At 42.2% G+C, this 17,643-nt stretch carries 18 protein-coding genes and 2 tRNA genes; 4 read left to right on the forward strand and 16 right to left on the reverse strand.

Annotated elements, in window-relative coordinates; all coding sequences use genetic code 11:
- The first annotated feature begins 55 nt into the window (after positions 1 to 55).
- Positions 56 to 493: a LytTR family DNA-binding domain-containing protein gene (locus G7058_RS05310; RefSeq protein ID WP_166062583.1), complete on the forward strand. Its 438-nt coding sequence runs from the start codon at positions 56 to 58 to the stop codon at positions 491 to 493.
- Between the two features lie 471 nt (positions 494 to 964).
- Here the strand turns inward: G7058_RS05310 and glmM are convergent, their stop codons facing one another.
- Genes glmM through cdaA form a run of 3 tightly spaced genes read right to left on the reverse strand, consistent with a single transcriptional unit; the run spans position 965 to position 4,229 of the window.
- Positions 965 to 2,317, reverse strand: a complete 1,353-nt coding sequence (gene glmM / locus G7058_RS05315) for a phosphoglucosamine mutase (protein ID WP_166062584.1) — start codon at positions 2,315 to 2,317, stop codon at positions 965 to 967.
- Between the two features lie 35 nt (positions 2,318 to 2,352).
- Positions 2,353 to 3,387, reverse strand: coding sequence for a CdaR family protein (locus tag G7058_RS05320; protein WP_166062585.1), 1,035 nt, complete (start codon positions 3,385 to 3,387; stop codon positions 2,353 to 2,355).
- Entirely contained in the window at positions 3,384 to 4,229 is an 846-nt protein-coding gene (gene cdaA, locus G7058_RS05325) for a diadenylate cyclase CdaA (RefSeq protein ID WP_166062586.1), read from the reverse strand. The genes G7058_RS05320 and cdaA overlap by 4 nt, the downstream gene beginning before the upstream one ends.
- Before the next feature lie 134 nt (positions 4,230 to 4,363).
- Between cdaA and G7058_RS05330 the strand changes: the two genes are divergently transcribed.
- Positions 4,364 to 4,975 carry a DUF975 family protein gene (locus tag G7058_RS05330; protein WP_227004506.1) on the forward strand — a complete coding sequence of 204 codons (612 nt, stop codon included), beginning with the start codon at positions 4,364 to 4,366 and terminating at the stop codon, positions 4,973 to 4,975.
- 44 nt (positions 4,976 to 5,019) lie between these two features.
- Here the strand turns inward: G7058_RS05330 and G7058_RS05335 are convergent, their stop codons facing one another.
- From G7058_RS05335 to G7058_RS05365, 7 genes are all read right to left on the reverse strand, one after another.
- A complete protein-coding gene (locus G7058_RS05335; protein WP_166062588.1) occupies positions 5,020 to 5,652 on the reverse strand; it encodes an FMN-dependent NADH-azoreductase in 633 nt (210 codons plus the stop codon).
- Between the two features lie 204 nt (positions 5,653 to 5,856).
- A complete protein-coding gene (locus G7058_RS05340) occupies positions 5,857 to 7,002 on the reverse strand; it encodes an RNA-guided endonuclease TnpB family protein (RefSeq protein WP_166062589.1) in 1,146 nt (381 codons plus the stop codon).
- Positions 6,977 to 7,435, reverse strand: coding sequence for an IS200/IS605 family transposase (gene tnpA, locus G7058_RS05345; RefSeq protein WP_166062590.1), 459 nt, complete (start codon positions 7,433 to 7,435; stop codon positions 6,977 to 6,979). The genes G7058_RS05340 and tnpA overlap by 26 nt, the downstream gene beginning before the upstream one ends.
- Before the next feature lie 314 nt (positions 7,436 to 7,749).
- A tRNA-Gln gene (locus tag G7058_RS05350) sits at positions 7,750 to 7,820 on the reverse strand.
- A 1-nt stretch (position 7,821) separates the two neighbouring features.
- A tRNA-Tyr gene (locus G7058_RS05355) sits at positions 7,822 to 7,905 on the reverse strand.
- 88 nt (positions 7,906 to 7,993) lie between these two features.
- Complete coding sequence (locus G7058_RS05360) at positions 7,994 to 9,583, reverse strand: ABC1 kinase family protein (protein WP_166062592.1); 1,590 nt, start codon at positions 9,581 to 9,583, stop codon at positions 7,994 to 7,996.
- A 24-nt stretch (positions 9,584 to 9,607) separates the two neighbouring features.
- Positions 9,608 to 9,889, reverse strand: a complete 282-nt coding sequence (locus tag G7058_RS05365) for a phasin family protein (protein WP_166062593.1) — start codon at positions 9,887 to 9,889, stop codon at positions 9,608 to 9,610.
- Positions 9,890 to 10,015: 126 nt separating this feature from the next.
- Here G7058_RS05365 and G7058_RS05370 point away from each other — a divergent pair, with 126 nt between their 5' ends.
- Positions 10,016 to 10,600, forward strand: coding sequence for an ECF transporter S component (locus G7058_RS05370; RefSeq protein ID WP_166062594.1), 585 nt, complete (start codon positions 10,016 to 10,018; stop codon positions 10,598 to 10,600).
- On the opposite strand, the gene G7058_RS05375 is transcribed toward G7058_RS05370, so the two are convergent.
- Positions 10,601 to 11,212 (reverse strand): TVP38/TMEM64 family protein, encoded by a 612-nt coding sequence (locus G7058_RS05375; RefSeq protein WP_166062595.1) that lies wholly within the window; start codon positions 11,210 to 11,212, stop codon positions 10,601 to 10,603. It abuts the gene before it with no gap.
- A 237-nt stretch (positions 11,213 to 11,449) separates the two neighbouring features.
- Between G7058_RS05375 and G7058_RS05380 the strand changes: the two genes are divergently transcribed.
- Entirely contained in the window at positions 11,450 to 11,650 is a 201-nt protein-coding gene (locus G7058_RS05380) for a hypothetical protein (protein WP_166062596.1), read from the forward strand.
- 139 nt (positions 11,651 to 11,789) lie between these two features.
- On the opposite strand, the gene G7058_RS05385 is transcribed toward G7058_RS05380, so the two are convergent.
- The 5 genes from G7058_RS05385 to G7058_RS05405 all read right to left on the reverse strand — a co-directional run bounded on the left by G7058_RS05385 (position 11,790) and on the right by G7058_RS05405 (position 17,640).
- A complete protein-coding gene (locus G7058_RS05385; RefSeq protein WP_227004507.1) occupies positions 11,790 to 12,890 on the reverse strand; it encodes an NADH-dependent flavin oxidoreductase in 1,101 nt (366 codons plus the stop codon).
- A 93-nt stretch (positions 12,891 to 12,983) separates the two neighbouring features.
- Positions 12,984 to 14,201: a M20 metallopeptidase family protein gene (locus tag G7058_RS05390; RefSeq protein ID WP_166062597.1), complete on the reverse strand. Its 1,218-nt coding sequence runs from the start codon at positions 14,199 to 14,201 to the stop codon at positions 12,984 to 12,986.
- Entirely contained in the window at positions 14,189 to 15,184 is a 996-nt protein-coding gene (locus G7058_RS05395) for an ABC transporter ATP-binding protein (RefSeq protein ID WP_227004508.1), read from the reverse strand. The genes G7058_RS05390 and G7058_RS05395 overlap by 13 nt, the downstream gene beginning before the upstream one ends.
- Positions 15,141 to 16,238 carry an ABC transporter ATP-binding protein gene (locus G7058_RS05400; protein ID WP_166062598.1) on the reverse strand — a complete coding sequence of 366 codons (1,098 nt, stop codon included), beginning with the start codon at positions 16,236 to 16,238 and terminating at the stop codon, positions 15,141 to 15,143. Before G7058_RS05400 ends, G7058_RS05395 begins: the two co-directional genes overlap by 44 nt.
- 22 nt (positions 16,239 to 16,260) lie before the next feature.
- Positions 16,261 to 17,640: a M20/M25/M40 family metallo-hydrolase gene (locus G7058_RS05405; RefSeq protein ID WP_193567972.1), complete on the reverse strand. Its 1,380-nt coding sequence runs from the start codon at positions 17,638 to 17,640 to the stop codon at positions 16,261 to 16,263.
- Positions 17,641 to 17,643: the final 3 nt, after the last annotated feature.

Genomic DNA, 17,643 nt, shown 5'->3' on the forward strand with positions numbered 1-17,643 from the left:
AGAGAAAATGAAGCCGATAAACTGTATATACGTTCTAAAGGAAGGAGAGCAGTCAATGAAATTAGTATTGAAAGAAGACAAAAACTTAAAAGAAACACTTGTTACTATCACTTACAATCTGTTTGATCGACATACTCAAGAAATCGTTAATAGAGTACGAGGGCATACGATTCAACTAGAGGGGATACGAGATGGGGCTGTCCATTTCATAGATAGCAAAGAAGTCTACTATATCGAAAGCGTTGATAACACTCTATTCTTATACGCACACACGGATATATATCAATGTAAGGAAAAATTATACACAATTGAAAAAAAATTAAGTAAGCGCTCGTTCGTCCGGATTAATAAAAGTACAATTTTAAACATGGACATGCTGGAGAGTGTCCTTCCTCTACCCAATTACCGACTCGAAGCAAAGCTACGAAATGGTGAACATGTCATCATAAATCGCCATTATGTAAAAGACATCAAAAATTATTTAGAAATTTAAAAAGGGGATGTATAAAACATGAAAAATTTTATTTCTGAAAACTTGAATAGCATGACACTTACTTTTACCCTAATTGTTATATTAAATACAATCATTCGCGTCCTTTTCAATATCCAATGGGGAAACGTCAATATATTTGTAATTGTTTTAGCCTCGTTTGTTTTTTTATTGTCGCTCTGGTCCCATTTTATTTCTTTTTTTAATTTCCAGTCAGAAAAGGCTTATCACTTGATTAATGTGAGCAGTCAGTTAGTTTTATTTTTTATTCTATCTAGCGCAATAAATTTTATGCCTTTAACTTTCGAAAATATTTTAATAAATGGCGTTATCTACATTTTCCTCTACTTTGTGAATGTAAAATACCGACATGCGCAATTTAAACAACTTACAAATGAAATAAATAAACGTTTGTCACATTAAACACTTTTCACTATAAAAAAAGCCTCATCCCGCTGGGATGAGGCTTCTCTTTTATTCTCCGATTTCTTGACGGACAACGTCTGCGATACGCGTTACGTATTCGTGGGTTTTTTCATCTGTTTCGGCTTCTGCCATGATACGCAGCAATGGCTCGGTTCCAGAAGGACGAACCAAGATACGACCGTTACCAGCCATTTCTGCTTCTACTTCATCGATCACAGCTTTAACTGCTGGTATTTCCATTACACCATTTTTGTTTGTAACACGGATATTAACCAACTCTTGTGGGTATGTTGTCACTTCAGCTGCCAACTCAGAAAGTTTTTTGCCTGTTGCTTTCATAACATGCATCAGTTGAATAGCAGAAAGAACACCGTCTCCTGTCGTATTCAAGTCTAGGAACACGATATGTCCAGACTGTTCGCCACCAAGGTTGTAGCCATTCTTACGCATTTCTTCTACTACGTAACGGTCACCTACTTGTGTTTTCAACGCAATCATTTCTTCTTTTTCGATTGCTTTGTGGAAACCTAAGTTACTCATAACCGTTGAAACGATTGTGTTTTGTTTCAATTCATTCTTGGTTTTCAAGAACTTACCGCAGATGAACATAATTTTGTCGCCGTCTACGATTTCGCCGTTCTCGTCTACTGCGATTAAACGGTCGCCATCGCCATCAAATGCAACACCGATGTCTGCACCTTTTTCGCGAACGAATTCTTGTAATTTTTCAGGATGAGTCGACCCCACACCTGCGTTAATATTCGTACCGTCAGGCTTCACTGCCATTGTATAGAAATCTGTTTCTAAATCTGCGAACAAACGATTAACAAGCGGTGTAGCCGCACCGTTTGATCCATCAATACATACTGTAATGCCCGATAAATCAGTTGGAATTGTTGTTTGTAGGTAAGAAATATATTTAAGTACGCCTTCGTTGTACTCATCCACAGTTCCAAGTCCCTCTGCTGCTGGACGTGGTAAAGTATCTTCTTCTTGGTCTAAGAATGCTTCAATTTCCAATTCTTGATCATCGGAAAGTTTGAAACCATCTGCTCCGAAGAATTTGATACCATTATCTTCAGCCGGGTTATGGGATGCTGAAATCATAATACCCGCTACCGCACCTTGAATACGTGTCAGGTATGCAACACCTGGAGTTGTAATAACTCCTAGTTGCAAGACTTCAATACCTACTGACAACAAGCCAGCAATAAGTGCATGTTCAAGAAGTTGACCGGATATACGTGTATCACGCGCAACCAATACAAGTGGTTTCTCAATTTCTGGTGAATGTTCTTTCAATACGTGTCCACCGAAACGTCCCAATTTAAATGCTAATTCTGGTGTTAATTCACTGTTAGCTAAGCCTCTCACACCATCAGTTCCAAAATACTTGCCCATTCTTTTATCTCCTTTGTGTCTCATCATGTATTGTTTTATCGATTATTTGATGTATTCGTTGTTTGGTTTGAACGTTCAGATGTTTCTTCTGTTTGTGTGTTCTCGACCGTTACATTCACTTCTACCTGTTTCGGTACAACATCTGTACCTGCAAGGTCTAATGGTAAAACGGCTGCTGTCACAGCGACGGTAGAACGAATTGCGCTGACATCAACTTCCACAACAACTTCATCTACATCTGCCAATAATTTTTGATTACCTGTTAATACAACATTCTCTGTTCGTGCAAGACTGAGTTGATATTTCTTTCCGGATACAGGCGTCCCCGTTTGAACTAAGCGGATTGGCACTGTTTTTTCATAAGGTTCTACCGGAATTTGAACTTCAATTTCTTGTGGCTCAACAACGACATTTAATTTATTGCGTGCCTCATCTTCAACTTGAACCACATACGTGCCTTTCAATGTGCTGGTTATTTCATTCTCAGACGGCACACGGACGTAGATACGATCAATACGTTCTACAGTCGAAGCCGGTCCTGTAATAATAACCGATTCACGATTTAAAATAGGTTCTTTAGAAATATAAGCGTCATTTACTGCGTCTGTATCAAAACGGACTTCTACAGAGCTCTCAATTGTTACCTTTTCTTCAATTTGAACGTTCACGCGCGAAGGAACAATTTGATACGTTAATTCTTCTGATAAATTTTCCACTCTCAACTGAACAGTATGCCTGCCCGGACCTAGTAAATCAAGGTCTTCCGTAACGATATTAAAATCACTCGCTGACAACGTCTGCACAATGACACTCTCCGGACCAGAAATATTCAGCATTACTGTCTCAGGTAAGCCGGAAATAAAATAACGATCCGTATCCATGTTTATTTGGATGGGTAAATTAGAAATCGTTTCGCTTCGTAATGTGCTAATGGCATCATTCCGATTCGTGGTACTTAATCCATAGTTCTCGGAGTAAACATAGCCAAATAAGAGAATCGAAACAAGTAACGAGATGAGCCTGACAATCCAGACATTCTCTAATAAGTTGTTATTATTATTTTTACTCATTTTGAATTCCCCCATTTCAAGTTATCCAGGAACTCTTGTATAAGATTCGGTTTTTCGGTTTTATCGTCTTCCTCAAAAGCAAGTTGGTCTGATAGATACCCTACAAAATCTTCACGCGACATATCACGGTATAAGCGATTTTTGTGCGCAATACTGATTCCCCCTGTTTCTTCAGAAACGATAATCGTCACGGCATCCGTTACCTCACTCAAACCGATAGCGGCTCGGTGACGTGTCCCCAACTCTTTCGATATCAGCGGATTTTCCGATAAGGGCAAATAGCTCGCTGCAGAAGTAATCTTGAAGTCTTGCACAATGACTGCACCATCATGTAAAGGCGTATTTGGAATAAAGATATTAATCAATAATTGATTAGAAAGATCCCCGCCTATTTGAATCCCTGTGTGTGCGTACTCATCGAGCAAGTCATTTAATTCAATCGAAATCAATGCTCCGATTTTACGCTTTGCCATATACTGGATTGCTTTATCAATTTCTTGAATAAAGTAATCTGATGTTTTCACTCTGCGATTAGCACGGTTACGAAAACCCGTTTTACCCAGATGTTCCAAACCACGTCTTATTTCCGGTTGAAAAACGATAATAACCGCTACAACACCCCAACGAATGATTTGATTAATAATCCAATCAATCGTACTCAAGTCTAAAAGAACCGCTCCCATCTTAATAAGGACAATGACAAAGACACCTTTTAAGAGTTGAATGGCCCGCGTTCCTTTTAGGATCGTAATGAGTTTGTTAATCAAATACCATACGAGCACAATATCAATGACATTCGTGAGGTTTTGCCAACTAAGAATGTTATCTAAATCAAAGTTCATGTTTAAGGCCACCCCCTGCTAGTTAAATCTCATTAATTATATCATAACAGCGGAATACAATGATGAATCAACAACAAGTTTTACATAAAATCGTTGTTTAGGTACAATAGTATTATAAGAAAGGAGTGTTTTTTGTGAATCGTCAATCAATAAAGCAACAAGCAAAAGAAGATGTTCGTAAAAATTATTTACCATGGCTGATTGTGGCTATTATTGCTATTTCTCTTTCTTTTTTACAAGGGTATTTGCAACTGACTGATCAGACTTCCTTCGTTGACGGCAGTGCACGGATTCAATTCCAGGTACGTTGGTTAAACATTATTGAAATTATTTTATTAGTTCCTTTTAGTCGCCTTGCAATCCACCTTTGTACGGGGACATTTCGCAGTATCAAAGAAAGTCTGTTTAAAAATGAACAATGGTTACGCGATATCGGTGCCTTACTATTAGTCGCGTTGTACACTTTCTTATGGACGCTATTATTTATTATTCCAGGTATTATCAAAGGCTACTCCTATTCGTTAGTGCCGTACATCTTGGCAGAAGACGATACGATTTCCATTACGGAAGCAATCGAACTTTCTCAGCGCATGACTGAAGGGTATAAATGGGAGCTGTTTGTGTTAGACTGGTCATTTATTTTATGGGACATAGCAGCTGGACTGACTATGGGAATCATCGGTTTCTACTCCGTTCCGTATCAAAAAGCAACTTGGACACGGTATTATTTACAACTTTCACGTTAAAAAAAGCAAGCCACGTCTGAAAAGGACGGGCTTGCTTTTTTTGTTTATTCGCAGATTAATTTTGCTGCAGCTTTAACGCGTTCCATACCTTCAGCGAAGATTTCTTCTGCCATGTGAGGTTGTGCGTTGTGTCCTTCGATAACAACTTCTGCAATAATGTCGTGTCCAAACATACCTGCAAATACGTTACGAAGATAGTTAACACTCATCTCCATTGCTTGCGTTTCAACCGTAGAGTAGATTCCCCCACGTGCATTTAACAAGATAACTTTTTTGTTTGGTTGCAATTGAACCATGTTACCTTCTGCATCGTATTTGAAAGTAAAGCCACCAGCAAATACATAGTCGATGAATGTTTGTAGACGTGCTGGAATTGTTAAGTTCCATAGTGGGAACGCAATCACAATAACGTCAGCTTCAGTAAATGCTTCACGTGCTTTATTATTTGCATTTAAAACGCGTTGCTCAGCTTCTGTCAGCTCGCCACCTGTTGCGCTTTTACCAAATGCGCTGAATAGGTCTTGTCCCATGTAAGGCATATCTTCATTAAAAATATCGTATACACGAACATTTAAATTTTTGTTGTCTTTTACTTCAGCCAAGAACGTTTCATACATGCGGCTTGAAACACTTTCTGTAGCTGGACGGTCGTTTGCTTTAATTAATAGTACGTTCATAATATCCCCCTAAAATTAGCTTCGCTTACTTAAAGTATATTACATTATTCACATACGTTTTTCAAGTGGTTGGAATTAGGGAACTACTCGGCCATGAATGACCGAGCTTCTGGGAACGCCGCTGACTTACTCGATTGTTGTGATAACAGCGAGCAGCGGTTACGGCTATTGACCAAAGCGCGTCCACACTTATGCCCTTTAACGTTAGGCGAACGCTTTGTTGCGGATGTTCACGGCCGCGTTGATATCCCGGTCGATACCGACGGTATGGCAATGCGGGCAATTGAACATACGGATGTGCAGCGGTTTCTTACCGGTGTTCATGCCGCAATGCGAACACGTTTGACTCGTATAGTGCGGTTTAACGAGGATGAGCTCTTTTTTGTGCCACGCGCACTTGTAGGTCAATAGGTTCTTGATGATGCCCCAGGAGGCATCCGCGATGGAACGCGCCAAATGGTGGTTCTTCATTAGATTTTTGGTTTTCAAATCCTCCATGACGATGATGTCATGCTCTTTCACCAATTGGGTTGTGTAGTGATGCAGGTAGTTCAGGCGTTGGTTCTTGATGCGTTTGTTGATGCGGGCGACCTGCTGCTTGGCTTTCTGCAGGTTCTTGAAGTCAGTCAGTTGGAGTTCGACGCCGTTTGCTTTGGCGGCTGCGATTTCCCGCAGGGCACGCTCACGCCGGCGGGCGAACTTGCGCTGCCAGATGCGTTTCTGTTTCGCCAATGCCCGCTCAAACTGCTTGTTTTTCAACTTGTATCCGTCCGACTGGATGACCAAGTGGGTAATCCCCATGTCCAGCCCCACGATGGCGCCCGTTTTCGGCAATATCGGAACGGCTTCCTCCACCAGGATAGTCGCCGTATAGGAACCGTCCGGTTCCTTGCGGATGGTGGCACGCATAATGCGCCCGGTGATGCGGTGGGCGCCATGGCACTTCACTAACTTCAATTTGGGCATCTGGATGTAATGGTTGTCCGCCACAGTGATGCTGTTGTTGATGCATTTGGTGGTGTAGGTGCTCTTCGGACGCTTCCGCGACTTGAAGCGGGGATAGCCGTTCTGCTTGTTAAAGAAACGCTGGAACGCAGCATCCAAATCGTCGGAGGTATACTCCAGGCTGGTACTGTCCGCCTCCTTCAGGAATGGAAATTCCCACTTGAGTGGTTTCATCAGGTTGTGCATGGCGTACTTGCCCACATACCTGCCACCGTTCTCGTGACGTGCCTGTTGCATCGCCAGCAGCTGGTTCCACACGAAGCGGTTCAGCACCAGATTGCGGTCGATGAAAATTTTCTGCTTTTCGGTCGGGTAGAGCTTAATTTTGATGCCTTTCAATACCATCGGGTTGCCCCTCCTTTCTGCGTTGGTCATCGATGTACTTGGCGATGGCGTGCTCATTGGTCGTACCGATGCTCTCTACAAAATAACTGGGCGCCCACAGGTGGCGGTCCTCTTTCTTCCAGTAAGACTTCTTCAGTTCTGGGAACTCGAGGAAGAGTAACCGGGCGCTGGTTCCTTTCAGCCAGCGGACAATATTGGTCACGGACAGCTTGGGTGGAGCGCTCACCATCAGGTGGATGTGGTCGTCCAACCCCACCTCCAGGTGGGAGATGGTGAAGCCGTACTCAGCCGCAATATCATAAAGGATGTCCTTCAGGCGGGCGCTGATGGCCGGGTTGATGACCTGGTTGCGGTACTTGGTCCGCCAGATGATGTGGTAGTTTAGGTTGTAGACAGAGGTTCTGCCATAAGTGAATCGTTCTTCGTCTCTCATGTGTCCATTATACCAATAACCAAGACCATATGCAACCATATGGAAGCCGGACATAACATGATATACATCTATTATGTCATCTACCATGTGCGAAACGAGTTTTACAAGATAGTTTCGTTCATCACGGGTTTGAAAGCCCGTGTTTTCTCTCAACGAATCAGAAATTTCTAATTTGAAACATTAGTAAAACTTATAGATTTTGTTTGTTGGATAAATTGTCTATTCTATTTAGGTGCTTCAGAGGTTTAAGCTCGTCAAAAAAGAGGTGTCGGAATTTTCCGGCACCTCTTTTTTCGTATGTTATATTTAATTTACTGGGCTAGCTGGATTCGAACCAACGATGACGGAGTCAAAGTCCGTTGCCTTACCGCTTGGCTATAGCCCAATGGTGGAGGGGGGCAGATTCGAACTGCCGAACCCGAAGGAGCGGATTTACAGTCCGCCGCGTTTAGCCACTTCGCTACCCCTCCAACTACTCTTCATTTGAAGACTCATCTATCATAAAATAGTCGGCAGACTTTTTCAATTCTACCGACTAAATTTTAATGCTATTCTTATTTACATATTACCTGATCGAAAGATGGAGTACAAAAGCCAAATGCCAAAGAGTCCGGAAATGACGAATCCTGTTTGACCCAGGTACTGGCCGCCAACCGTCCCGGACATAATAGCGGATGACAATAACAAGCCGACTATAATAAGAGCCATAACGACCCGATTGGACATTTTTTTCAAGTCCGCCCACTTCTCATCCAAATCGTCGGTATCAATATTGAGTCGCAAGCGGCCGTTTACGACTTGTTTCAGTAATTTCCCGATATTCTCCGGCATATCGGTTACGTCTTTAAGGAGCGTGTAACTCTTACCTAGAAACTTATCCGTTTCAAAACGCTCGAGCAGGCTATTAATGTTTATATTCTCTGCTAAGTAATCTTTGGCCGTACGAATCAAGTTAAAATCAGGTGCTAAATCTAAATACACACCTTCCAATATCGACAATGCCTTCGCCAAAATCGTTAACTCACTCGGAATCACCATATTGTGACGTTTGAACATTCGGATGAAATCCATCAACGCATCTGATATCTTTACATTTTTCATATCCGCGGTCAGATATACATCGAAAATATACTCTAAGTCGCGATAAACGTTTCGTTTGTCGATTGGCATACTTGGCGTCGCTATTTTCAGAGCTGCATCAACCATCATGTCAAGATCCTGTAATGCCAAACCTTCTATCAGTCGATTCAATTGCAAGCGTAGTGAGTCATTCAATTTGCCCATAATGCCAAAATCGATAAAATAGATTTTACCATCTTTAATAATCATATTTCCAGGATGCGGGTCACCATGAAAATAACCGTCTTTAAAAATCTGCTTTAAATAAGAAAGAATGAGCTTCCGACTGATATCTTCCATATCGTAGCCTAATGCTTCCAGTTCTTCTTTGTTCGTCAGTTTCGTGCCGTCAATATATTCTTCTACCAAAATACGGCGGAAAGTAAGGCCTTCATACACTTTCGGAACAGCGACGCAAGCGACATTTTTATTTTTTTCTTGGAATTCTACTAGTAACTTCGCTTCATTTCGAAAATCAAGTTCAATCATTGTTGCATCTTTTACTTGTTGAAAAGCTTCTTTCGGATCGATAATATCAACGATACCTTTAGGAATAAACGCGCTTAACCGAATTAAAATATCTAAATCACGAATCAGTAATTCATCAATAACCGGCCGTTGCACTTTCAAAATCACCACTTCACCCGTACGCAACGTCCCTTTATGAACTTGCGCCATTGAGGCACTTGCCAGTGGCTTTTCATCCAACTGCAAAAAGACCTCCCCTAAAGACAATCCTGTGTCTTCAAAGAAAATCCGTTCAACCTCAGAAAAAGGGAACTCCGGAGCCCGGTCTTGTAGGTGTTCCAGTTCATCCACAAATGCTTGGGGTAAAATATCAAGGCGGGTAGACAGAATTTGGCCAATCTTAATAAAACTCGGTCCCAATTTTTCAAAAGCTTTCCGCAGATTTACTGCATCAATTTCCACAGCATCTGGTCGATTTTGAACTTTATGGTGGTAAACGAAACGAATCCCGTAACTTGAAAGGATGCGCACGATTTCTCGTAAGCGTTTATCATCTGCCATTATTCTCACACCCGCCTCTGTCCATTATTTATTCAGCAATGCTTCTAATTTAGCGCTTAAAGCATCCAACTTTGCATGTACTTCGTCAAGATCTTCTTTTTTTGCGTAGCCCAAGTGATCCAGCTCGCTCTTTTGAATCGGACGTTTGTCTGTCACCTTACGTGTTAGCTCACTTTGCAACTCTTTACCTTCTTGAACCGTCACGCGCCCTTTTTCTACCATTTCATTAATCAGTTTCTCTGCTTTTTCAACAGAGGTAGAGGTCAGGCCAACACCAGCTAAAAATATCTTCTTCAATTCTTCCATATTTTCCCTCTCCTTTATAAAAACTATGAATCTAAACTCATTTTACCATAATTCATAAAAATAGCATTTCAACTAAGCATTTAAATCTGTTAGAATATAAGGAACATTTCAAAGGAGATTTAACTAATGAAAGAGAGAAAAAATAAAACCTACCGTATTGCCATTCTAGGCATCTTATCGGCGATTATCATTATTCAGAACTTTGTTCCGTTTCTGGGAAACATTCCTATTCCACCACTTAACCCTACTATTATTCAAATAACTGTTATTGTCTCGGCATTCGTCTTGGGCATAAAAGATGGCATGATTATTGGAGGTGTCTGGGGCGTGGTTCGGATGATTAAGGCTTATACATTGCCAACTTCGCCACTCGATTTACTCTTATTCACCAATCCGCTTATCTCGCTCGTACCACGGATTCTGATTGGACTTGTTGCGGGAGCAATTTTTGTAATGTTTAAGAAACGTGGAAAAGAAAAACGTGGGATGGTTATCGGTGCTGTTGCAGGATCCTTAACTAATACTCTTTTAGTTCTAGGCTTCATCGCATTGCTATACGGATCTGAATATTCCGAGGCTTTGGGAGTCAGTTCTGCCAACTTAATGGGGGCACTTGCTGCAGTCGTTGCCACAAATGGGTTAGCCGAAGCCGTTGTTTCCGCGATTATTGCACCTGTGATTGCAAAAGCATTAATTAAAGTAAAACGTTAATCACAAACCGAAGTAGCGCATCAGCCATTCTGTCATTGAAGCGCCACCCACTCCGTAAAGGAAAAGTGTCACTGGTTTTGTTAAGAAATAAATCGTCATGAAGCGCCTGAATGTCATAGTAGTAATGCCAGCCAGCATACATAAAAAGTCGTCGGGAAAACCGGGCAGGATGAAGGAAACACCCATGAAAATATCAAAACGTTTCCCTTTGGTCAGCTTTTGGTAATATTTTTGGTATGTTTCTTCTTCAACGAAGGCACGGACAAACGTTTTTCCAAAGCGACGCGCCAAAAAAAAATTTGCAATTGAACCGAGCGTGACGCCGATAAAACTCAGTGTAAACCCCCAAAAATTTCCGAAAATAAGGGGTGCGACAATCAGGACTGCGCCACCTGGTATCATTGGATAAATCACTTGGCTCATTTGAATCAGAACAAAGACGACAGGTCCGAAGATTCCTTTTTTTAAGATAAGCTGCTGAGTCATTTCTAGAATCGTATCATAACCAAGCTGATACGTATAATAAGCTAAGGCAACGGATAACATGATGCCGATTATTGTTAAAATTCGAATGAGTGTCCGATTTGTAGCAATGATTTGTTTCTCAGTCATCTTGTCCATCTCCTCTCCTTCACTTCTCATTTCATTATAGCGAAAGAAGAGAGAAATAGGGTAAGACTTAAGTCTTATTTCTTTCTCATTTCAAGTGAAATAAGCTGTCGATTCATAAGAACTCATCGCCTGTTTTTTTGTAACCAAAATGTAATTTTGGCTGCGTCCTTCTGATTAGGAAACGCTCTCATTAAATGGTATAGTGAAGACAACAAAAGGAAACAGGAGGGAAACTGTATGCAATATAATGGTGATATGAATAATGTTCGTCCGATTGTCGATCCAAATGTTTTGAAGGTTGAAGTTGATCCGGAAGAAGAGACAAAAGAAGTTCTCACAGGGGAAAAAGAAACTGATGCAGAAGTTATTCCTGAAGATTTCGAGAATTTTAACTTGGATGCCGTTGATGAACTGAAAGAAGGTAAAGACGAAAAATAAAGATAAGGAGCCGGGTCATTCTCGGCTCCTTTCCTATTAACGAATGATAAGCAATTCATTACTCACTCTAGCCTACAACTGGATAATACTAGTGGCGTAAACGTCCACAAAAATAGCATTGGGGTGAGCGATTATCAGCTTATTCGAATGGTAACCACCCTTTATTGCTCTTCATGTATTGCCACATCATATCAGGGATTGCTAAATCCGGACGGGTTTCTTCGGAGAGTGCCGTCAGCAGCTCTGCCCCTTTTTCTATTTTCTCAACACTATCGGGATCGACAATTAACTGGCGTCCCATTGCAGCCAAAGATACACCCATCGCTAGAACTTTGCTAATATCTTCTTTCGTTTGAATATTCCCGACACCAATGAGTGGTAATGCTTCGCCTGTGATTGTCGCTAATTCTGAAAGAATCGTCGTTTGATTGGTCTTATCTCGCATAGATGTTTGTTCGTAGCGCCCCAAAGAGACATGGAGGTAATCCAATCCCTTTCCTTTCAAGGCTTCAACTAACTGTTTGGTATCTGCCAAGGTAATGCCTGGTTCTTCCAGTTCCTCTGGCGAAATACGGTATCCCAGAATAAATGGCTTGGTCGCATGTTTCGTAATTATTTTCTTTGCCTCATCGACGACTGCTAGCGGAAATGCCATCCGTTTTTCTAGCGAACCGCCCCATTTATCATCACGTCTATTCGAATGTGGAGAGAAAAATTGTTGAATTAAGTAAGTATTTGCACCGTGGAGTTCAATGCCGTCAAATCCTGCTTCGATTGCCCGTCTCGTTGCATCACCAAATGCTTGAACCAACTCCGTTACTTCCTCTTCTTCCAACGCGCGTGGCTCTTCAGCATTATCACGTAGTGGCGCTACCGCGCTGGCACTGACCGGTTGGATACCTTTTAGCGTTTTACGAGAGCCCATCCGTCCCACATGAAAAATTTGTAAAATAGCTTTTGTATCATTTTCATGAATCGTGTCTGCTAATTTACGCAAACTTGGAATCATATCATCTGAGGCGACGCTCAATGACCCAGCAAAGCGCCCGTTCTCCATCACATGGGCGCATGCGGTAATAACAGCTCCCAACCCTTTTGAACGGCGCTTATAATAAGCTAATTCATCGCTTGTCAGCATCCCGTTCACAAACGAAGAATTAGTTGTCATAGGAGCCATTACAATACGATTCGCAAGCGTTACACCATTTGGAAATGTAAAAGGTTCAAAAATTTTCGTCACATTTATCGCTTCCTTCCACTCTTTTCATCCATCTTAATCATATGCAAACAAAAAGTCCATTGTGCTGTTTCGCAACACAATGAACTTCTCGCGTTATTCTTTAACTAAATAATCTTCCGCAATCGCCAAGAATGCTTTTCCTGCAACCAACATCGCCTTCTCGTCGATATTAAATCGCGGATGGTGATGCGGGAATGTTGCTTCCAGATCCGGGTTCAAACCACCAACGTTGAAAAATGTCCCGGGGCGAACTTTAGAGAAGTAGCCAAAATCTTCGCCTCCCATTGTTGCCTCGCGTTCTGTAATGCTGTCTTCACCGAACTTTTCCTTCATCAAAGCCACAAAACGCGTGGTTTCTTCTGGGTGGTTATAAACTGAATCATAACCGCGGATATAAGTTAAGTCGGCAGTACCGTGATACATCGCCGCCACACTTTCAGCTAACACCTTCATTTCCCGGGAAATGGTCTCGCGGGCTTCTTCGTGATACGTCCGAACCGTCCCTTTAATCATTGCTGTGTCGGCAATAATGTTGTTCGCTTCCCCACCTGCTTGCACCGTGGATACTGTCACGACGGCTGGGTGCAGCGGATTGATTGCACGACTGACCAACGTTTGCAAGGCATCCACCATTTTCGTTGCAATGATGACCGAGTCCACCGTGTCATGTGGATACGCCCCATGCCCGCCTTTTCCTTGAATCGAAATATTGAAAAAATCCGCTGCTGCCATGGCATATCCCGGCGTGTAGCCGATTTTCTCTGCTTCAAGCGAAGATTGTACGTGTTGACCAAAAACATAATCAACGCCAGCCATCGCGCCAGCCTCTACCATACTTTTGGCTCCACCTGGAAGAACTTCTTCCGCATTTTGGTGAATAAGAACCAAATTTCCGTGTAAGTCCTCTGCTTTATTTGCCAATACTTTTGCGACACTCAATAATGTTGCGGTGTGGGAATCATGCCCGCAAGCATGCATGACACCTGCGTTTTGTGATTTATAAGGGACGTCATTTTCCTCTTGAATACGTAATGCATCAAAGTCCGCTCGGAAAGCGATGGTTGGCCCTGGATGAGCGCCCACTACTTTTGCGACAATCCCATACCCATTTCCAACATTTTCTTGAATATCGGTAATACCGTACGAACGTAATTTCGAGACGATATACGCGGCTGTTTCCTTTTCTTCAAATGAAGGTTCCGGATGTTGATGGAGATGGCGGCGCATCGCTACTGTATCTGTATAATTTTCCTCTAATTCTTTTTCCCAACGTGCATAAGTCTTTTCTACTGTCGTTTTTACATGTTCCATACCTTGCCTTCTTTCTTAGTCGCTTCTATTTGTGCAGTCTTTTTCTCATGTTTTTTTCTTAAAAAAGGGATTTCTTGTTTCTTACAATACACATAATGCTCAGGTGCAATTTCGTAAAGGCCAACATCGGTCTCGTCTTCGTATTGATGGAATGCTTCATCGTAACCAATACGCTTGCGTTCTCTTTCTTTCATCGGATCGGGAATAGGAACCGCCGATAAGAGTGACTCTGTATATGGATGAAGTGGTGATTCGTACAAAGCTTCTGCAGGCGCCACTTCGAGTAGACGCCCACCATTCATCACGCCAATACGATCACTAATATACTTCACCATCGATAAATCATGTGCGATAAATAAATACGTAAGATTACGTTCTTTCTTTAGTTTGATAAGTAAATTAACAATTTGGGCTTGAATGGAAACATCCAGTGCAGAAATGGCTTCGTCTGCAATAATAAAGGAAGGATCCACTGCCAATGCTCGGGCAATCCCAACCCGTTGACACTGACCGCCCGAAAATTCGCGGGGATAACGCGTCGCATATTCTGGATTCAATCCGACTAATTTCAACAATTCGTAGACCTTCGCTTGTTTCTCAGTTTCATTTTTTACCAAACCGTGTACAACTAAACCGCCGCCGATGATATCCATAATCGTCTGACGCGGATTTAAGGATGCATAAGGGTCTTGAAAAACCATTTGAATAGATTTACGAAACGCTTGTAAATCACGGCGTTTTTTCAAGGTGCCAATGTCTGTTCCTGCGAAAGTCATGGTGCCAGACGTCGCATCTTGCAGTTTACTAATAAGTTTTCCAGTTGTTGATTTCCCTGAACCAGATTCTCCCACAAGTCCAAATGTTTCCCCTTCATAAATAAAGAAGGACAAGTCCGTCACAGCTTTTACTTCATTTGCTTTTCCGGAATTGAAGACTTGATTAAGATTGTTGACTTCCAACAGCTTTTTCTTCATTTGCGTCATGGTGAACCGTCCTCCCTGCTTTTTTTGGTTGATACAAGTGATGGCGCCGCACGACTTCTGCGGGTGGTGTTACTTTTGGAGCATCAGGATGAAGCAACCACGTTTGGGCAAAATGCGTATCGGAAACTTTAAAAACAGGTGGCGCCTCTTTAAAATCAATCGCCATCGCATAGGCATTCCGCTCTGCGAATGCATCTCCAGCAGGTGGATTTAGCATATTCGGTGGTGTACCTGGGATTGAATAAAGGGCATTGTTGCCATTATCCAAAGTGGGCATCGAAGCTAGCAAGCCCCATGTATATGGATGTTGGGGATGATAGAAAATCTCATCTACTGTTCCCCACTCAACAATTTTCCCCGCGTACATCACCGCCACGCGATCCGCCATATTTGCCACAACACCCAAGTCGTGTGTGATAAAAATAATAGATGTTTCAATTTTATCTTTTAGTTCATTCATTAATTCTAAAATTTGTGCTTGAATTGTTACATCCAATGCAGTCGTCGGTTCGTCTGCAATCAATATTTTCGGCTTGCAAGCCAGAGCAATAGCAATCATCACACGTTGGCGCATCCCGCCGGAAAATTGATGGGGATAATGATGCATCCGATTCTCAACATCTTTCACCCCAACCAAATCCAACAACACTCTTGCCTGTTCTAAGGCTGCTTCTTTACTCGCATCTTGGTGTTGCATAATGGATTCAGCAATTTGTTTCCCGACTGTCATCGTCGGATTTAGCGACGTCATAGGGTCTTGGAAGATCGTTGCAATTTCTTGACCACGAATATCTTGCATCTCTGTGTCGCTCAGTTTCAGTAAATCTTGTCCCAAATAGAGAATTTCACCATCTTTGATCAGCGTATTTTTATTGTCCAACAACCCCATGACTGCTTGGGTGGATACCGACTTACCTGATCCCGATTCCCCCACAATTGCGAGCGTTTCGCCTTTATATAAGTCAAAACTGACTCCACGGACTGCTTGAACCTCACCGGCATATGTGCGGAACCCTATTTCCAGATTTTTTACTTCTAAAAGCTTCTCATGCATATCCTCACCTATTCCTTCTTTACTATCTGCCGAACACTTCCATCAAATGAACCATGTGGGCAATATTTTCATAATAATCATTCAAACGAACATTCTCATTTGGTGCATGTGCACCCGAATGCGCCCATCCTGCCCCTACTCCTGCAATCGGTAATTTTAAGTATTTTTCAAATAATTCACTTGGTCCCGTTCCCGCCATACTTGGCGAAACAACGACTGGGTTTTTATCGCCATAAACAGCTTGTGCAGTTTGAACGACCATTTCGATAAAAGGATCCTCAACAGATGTCCGTTGTGCGCCTTCTGCGGCAATCATTGTTAAGCGCACGTCTTCATACCCGTGTGCATCCAGATGGCGTCGCAGGCTCTCGTGAACGTTTTCTGGGCTTTGGCCAGGAACTAGGCGACAATCCAATTTCGCTTTAGCCGAACGTGGCAGGACGGTCTTGATTCCCGGTCCTGTATACCCACTTGAGAATCCACAAACCGTCATCGTTGGATAAAAAGCCAATGCCTCAGTCGGACTTACAGCAGTTCCTTCCGTAATGAATTTTCCAGTCAAACCGTACTGTTCAGCCACTTGTTTCGCATCGAAAGGCTGTGCTGCCGCTGCGGCTTTATCTTTATCAGAAAGGGGTGGAATACCATCGTAAAAGCCATCCACAACGATTTCATTTTTACTGTTCTTCATCGATTCTAACGCATGAATTAAGCGCCATGCAGGGTTATCAATAATTGCTGCCATTGAAGAGTGGATATCAATATTCGCTGTATCTACTTCTAAATCAAAGTACGCGATTCCTTTCATTCCTGCACTTACAACGTAGTTTTCATACTTATCCTTTGAACCTGCTTCCCAAATACATGCATCGGCTTTAAATAGATCTGCATATTTTTCAATGTATTTACCGAGATTGGGGCTTCCGATTTCTTCCTCACCTTCCAATAAAAATTTCACATTACAAGACAAGCCGCCTGATTCATTTAATAACGAAAGCGCATTGAGACGCGCCATAAAGTTGGCTTTATTATCTGAGACACCACGAGCATATAAAACGCCGTCAACGACAGTTGGTTCAAAGGGTTCTGTCCGCCACTCTTCAAGCGGATCCGATGGTTGTACATCATAATGATTGTAAAAAAGTAGCGTTCGCTCGCTGTTTCCTTGAGGAGAAGCTTTGAAATAGCCATAGATGACAGGGTTTCCGCCCAAGTCATCCAAGACTTGGACTTCACCGCCTGTTCGTTCAATTAAACCTTTTACATAGGCAACCGTCTCAGGAATTTGACGATTCTCAGTTGAAACAGATTCCATACGTAAATAATCTTCAAATTCTGCCATGCGTTTGTGTGCCATTTCTTTTGCTGCTTCAACTGCAGTTGAGTAATTTGTCTGTGTCATAAG

This window comes from Jeotgalibaca porci (genome assembly GCF_011299095.1).
Classification (GTDB): Bacteria; Bacillota; Bacilli; order Lactobacillales; family Aerococcaceae; genus Jeotgalibaca; species Jeotgalibaca porci.

Bases quoted from the DNA above. Each gene is read 5' to 3' on its own strand.
- cdaA (WP_166062586.1), bottom strand. From the start codon at position 4,229: ATGAACTTTGATTTAGATAACATTCTTAGTTGGCAAAACCTCACGAAT.
- G7058_RS05400 (WP_166062598.1), bottom strand. From the start codon at position 16,238: ATGCATGAGAAGCTTTTAGAAGTAAAAAATCTGGAAATAGGGTTCCGC.
- G7058_RS05405 (WP_193567972.1), bottom strand. From the start codon at position 17,640: ATGACACAGACAAATTACTCAACTGCAGTTGAAGCAGCAAAAGAAATG.
- G7058_RS05310 (WP_166062583.1), top strand. From the start codon at position 56: ATGAAATTAGTATTGAAAGAAGACAAAAACTTAAAAGAAACACTTGTT.
- glmM (WP_166062584.1), bottom strand. From the start codon at position 2,317: ATGGGCAAGTATTTTGGAACTGATGGTGTGAGAGGCTTAGCTAACAGT.
- G7058_RS05340 (WP_166062589.1), bottom strand. From the start codon at position 7,002: ATGGTATTGAAAGGCATCAAAATTAAGCTCTACCCGACCGAAAAGCAG.
- G7058_RS05395 (WP_227004508.1), bottom strand. From the start codon at position 15,184: ATGACGCAAATGAAGAAAAAGCTGTTGGAAGTCAACAATCTTAATCAA.
- G7058_RS05370 (WP_166062594.1), top strand. From the start codon at position 10,016: ATGAAAGAGAGAAAAAATAAAACCTACCGTATTGCCATTCTAGGCATC.
- G7058_RS05375 (WP_166062595.1), bottom strand. From the start codon at position 11,212: ATGACTGAGAAACAAATCATTGCTACAAATCGGACACTCATTCGAATT.
- G7058_RS05360 (WP_166062592.1), bottom strand. From the start codon at position 9,583: ATGGCAGATGATAAACGCTTACGAGAAATCGTGCGCATCCTTTCAAGT.
- G7058_RS05335 (WP_166062588.1), bottom strand. From the start codon at position 5,652: ATGAACGTACTATTAATTAAAGCAAACGACCGTCCAGCTACAGAAAGT.
- G7058_RS05380 (WP_166062596.1), top strand. From the start codon at position 11,450: ATGCAATATAATGGTGATATGAATAATGTTCGTCCGATTGTCGATCCA.
- G7058_RS05390 (WP_166062597.1), bottom strand. From the start codon at position 14,201: ATGGAACATGTAAAAACGACAGTAGAAAAGACTTATGCACGTTGGGAA.
- G7058_RS05365 (WP_166062593.1), bottom strand. From the start codon at position 9,889: ATGGAAGAATTGAAGAAGATATTTTTAGCTGGTGTTGGCCTGACCTCT.
- G7058_RS05320 (WP_166062585.1), bottom strand. From the start codon at position 3,387: ATGAGTAAAAATAATAATAACAACTTATTAGAGAATGTCTGGATTGTC.
- tnpA (WP_166062590.1), bottom strand. From the start codon at position 7,435: ATGAGAGACGAAGAACGATTCACTTATGGCAGAACCTCTGTCTACAAC.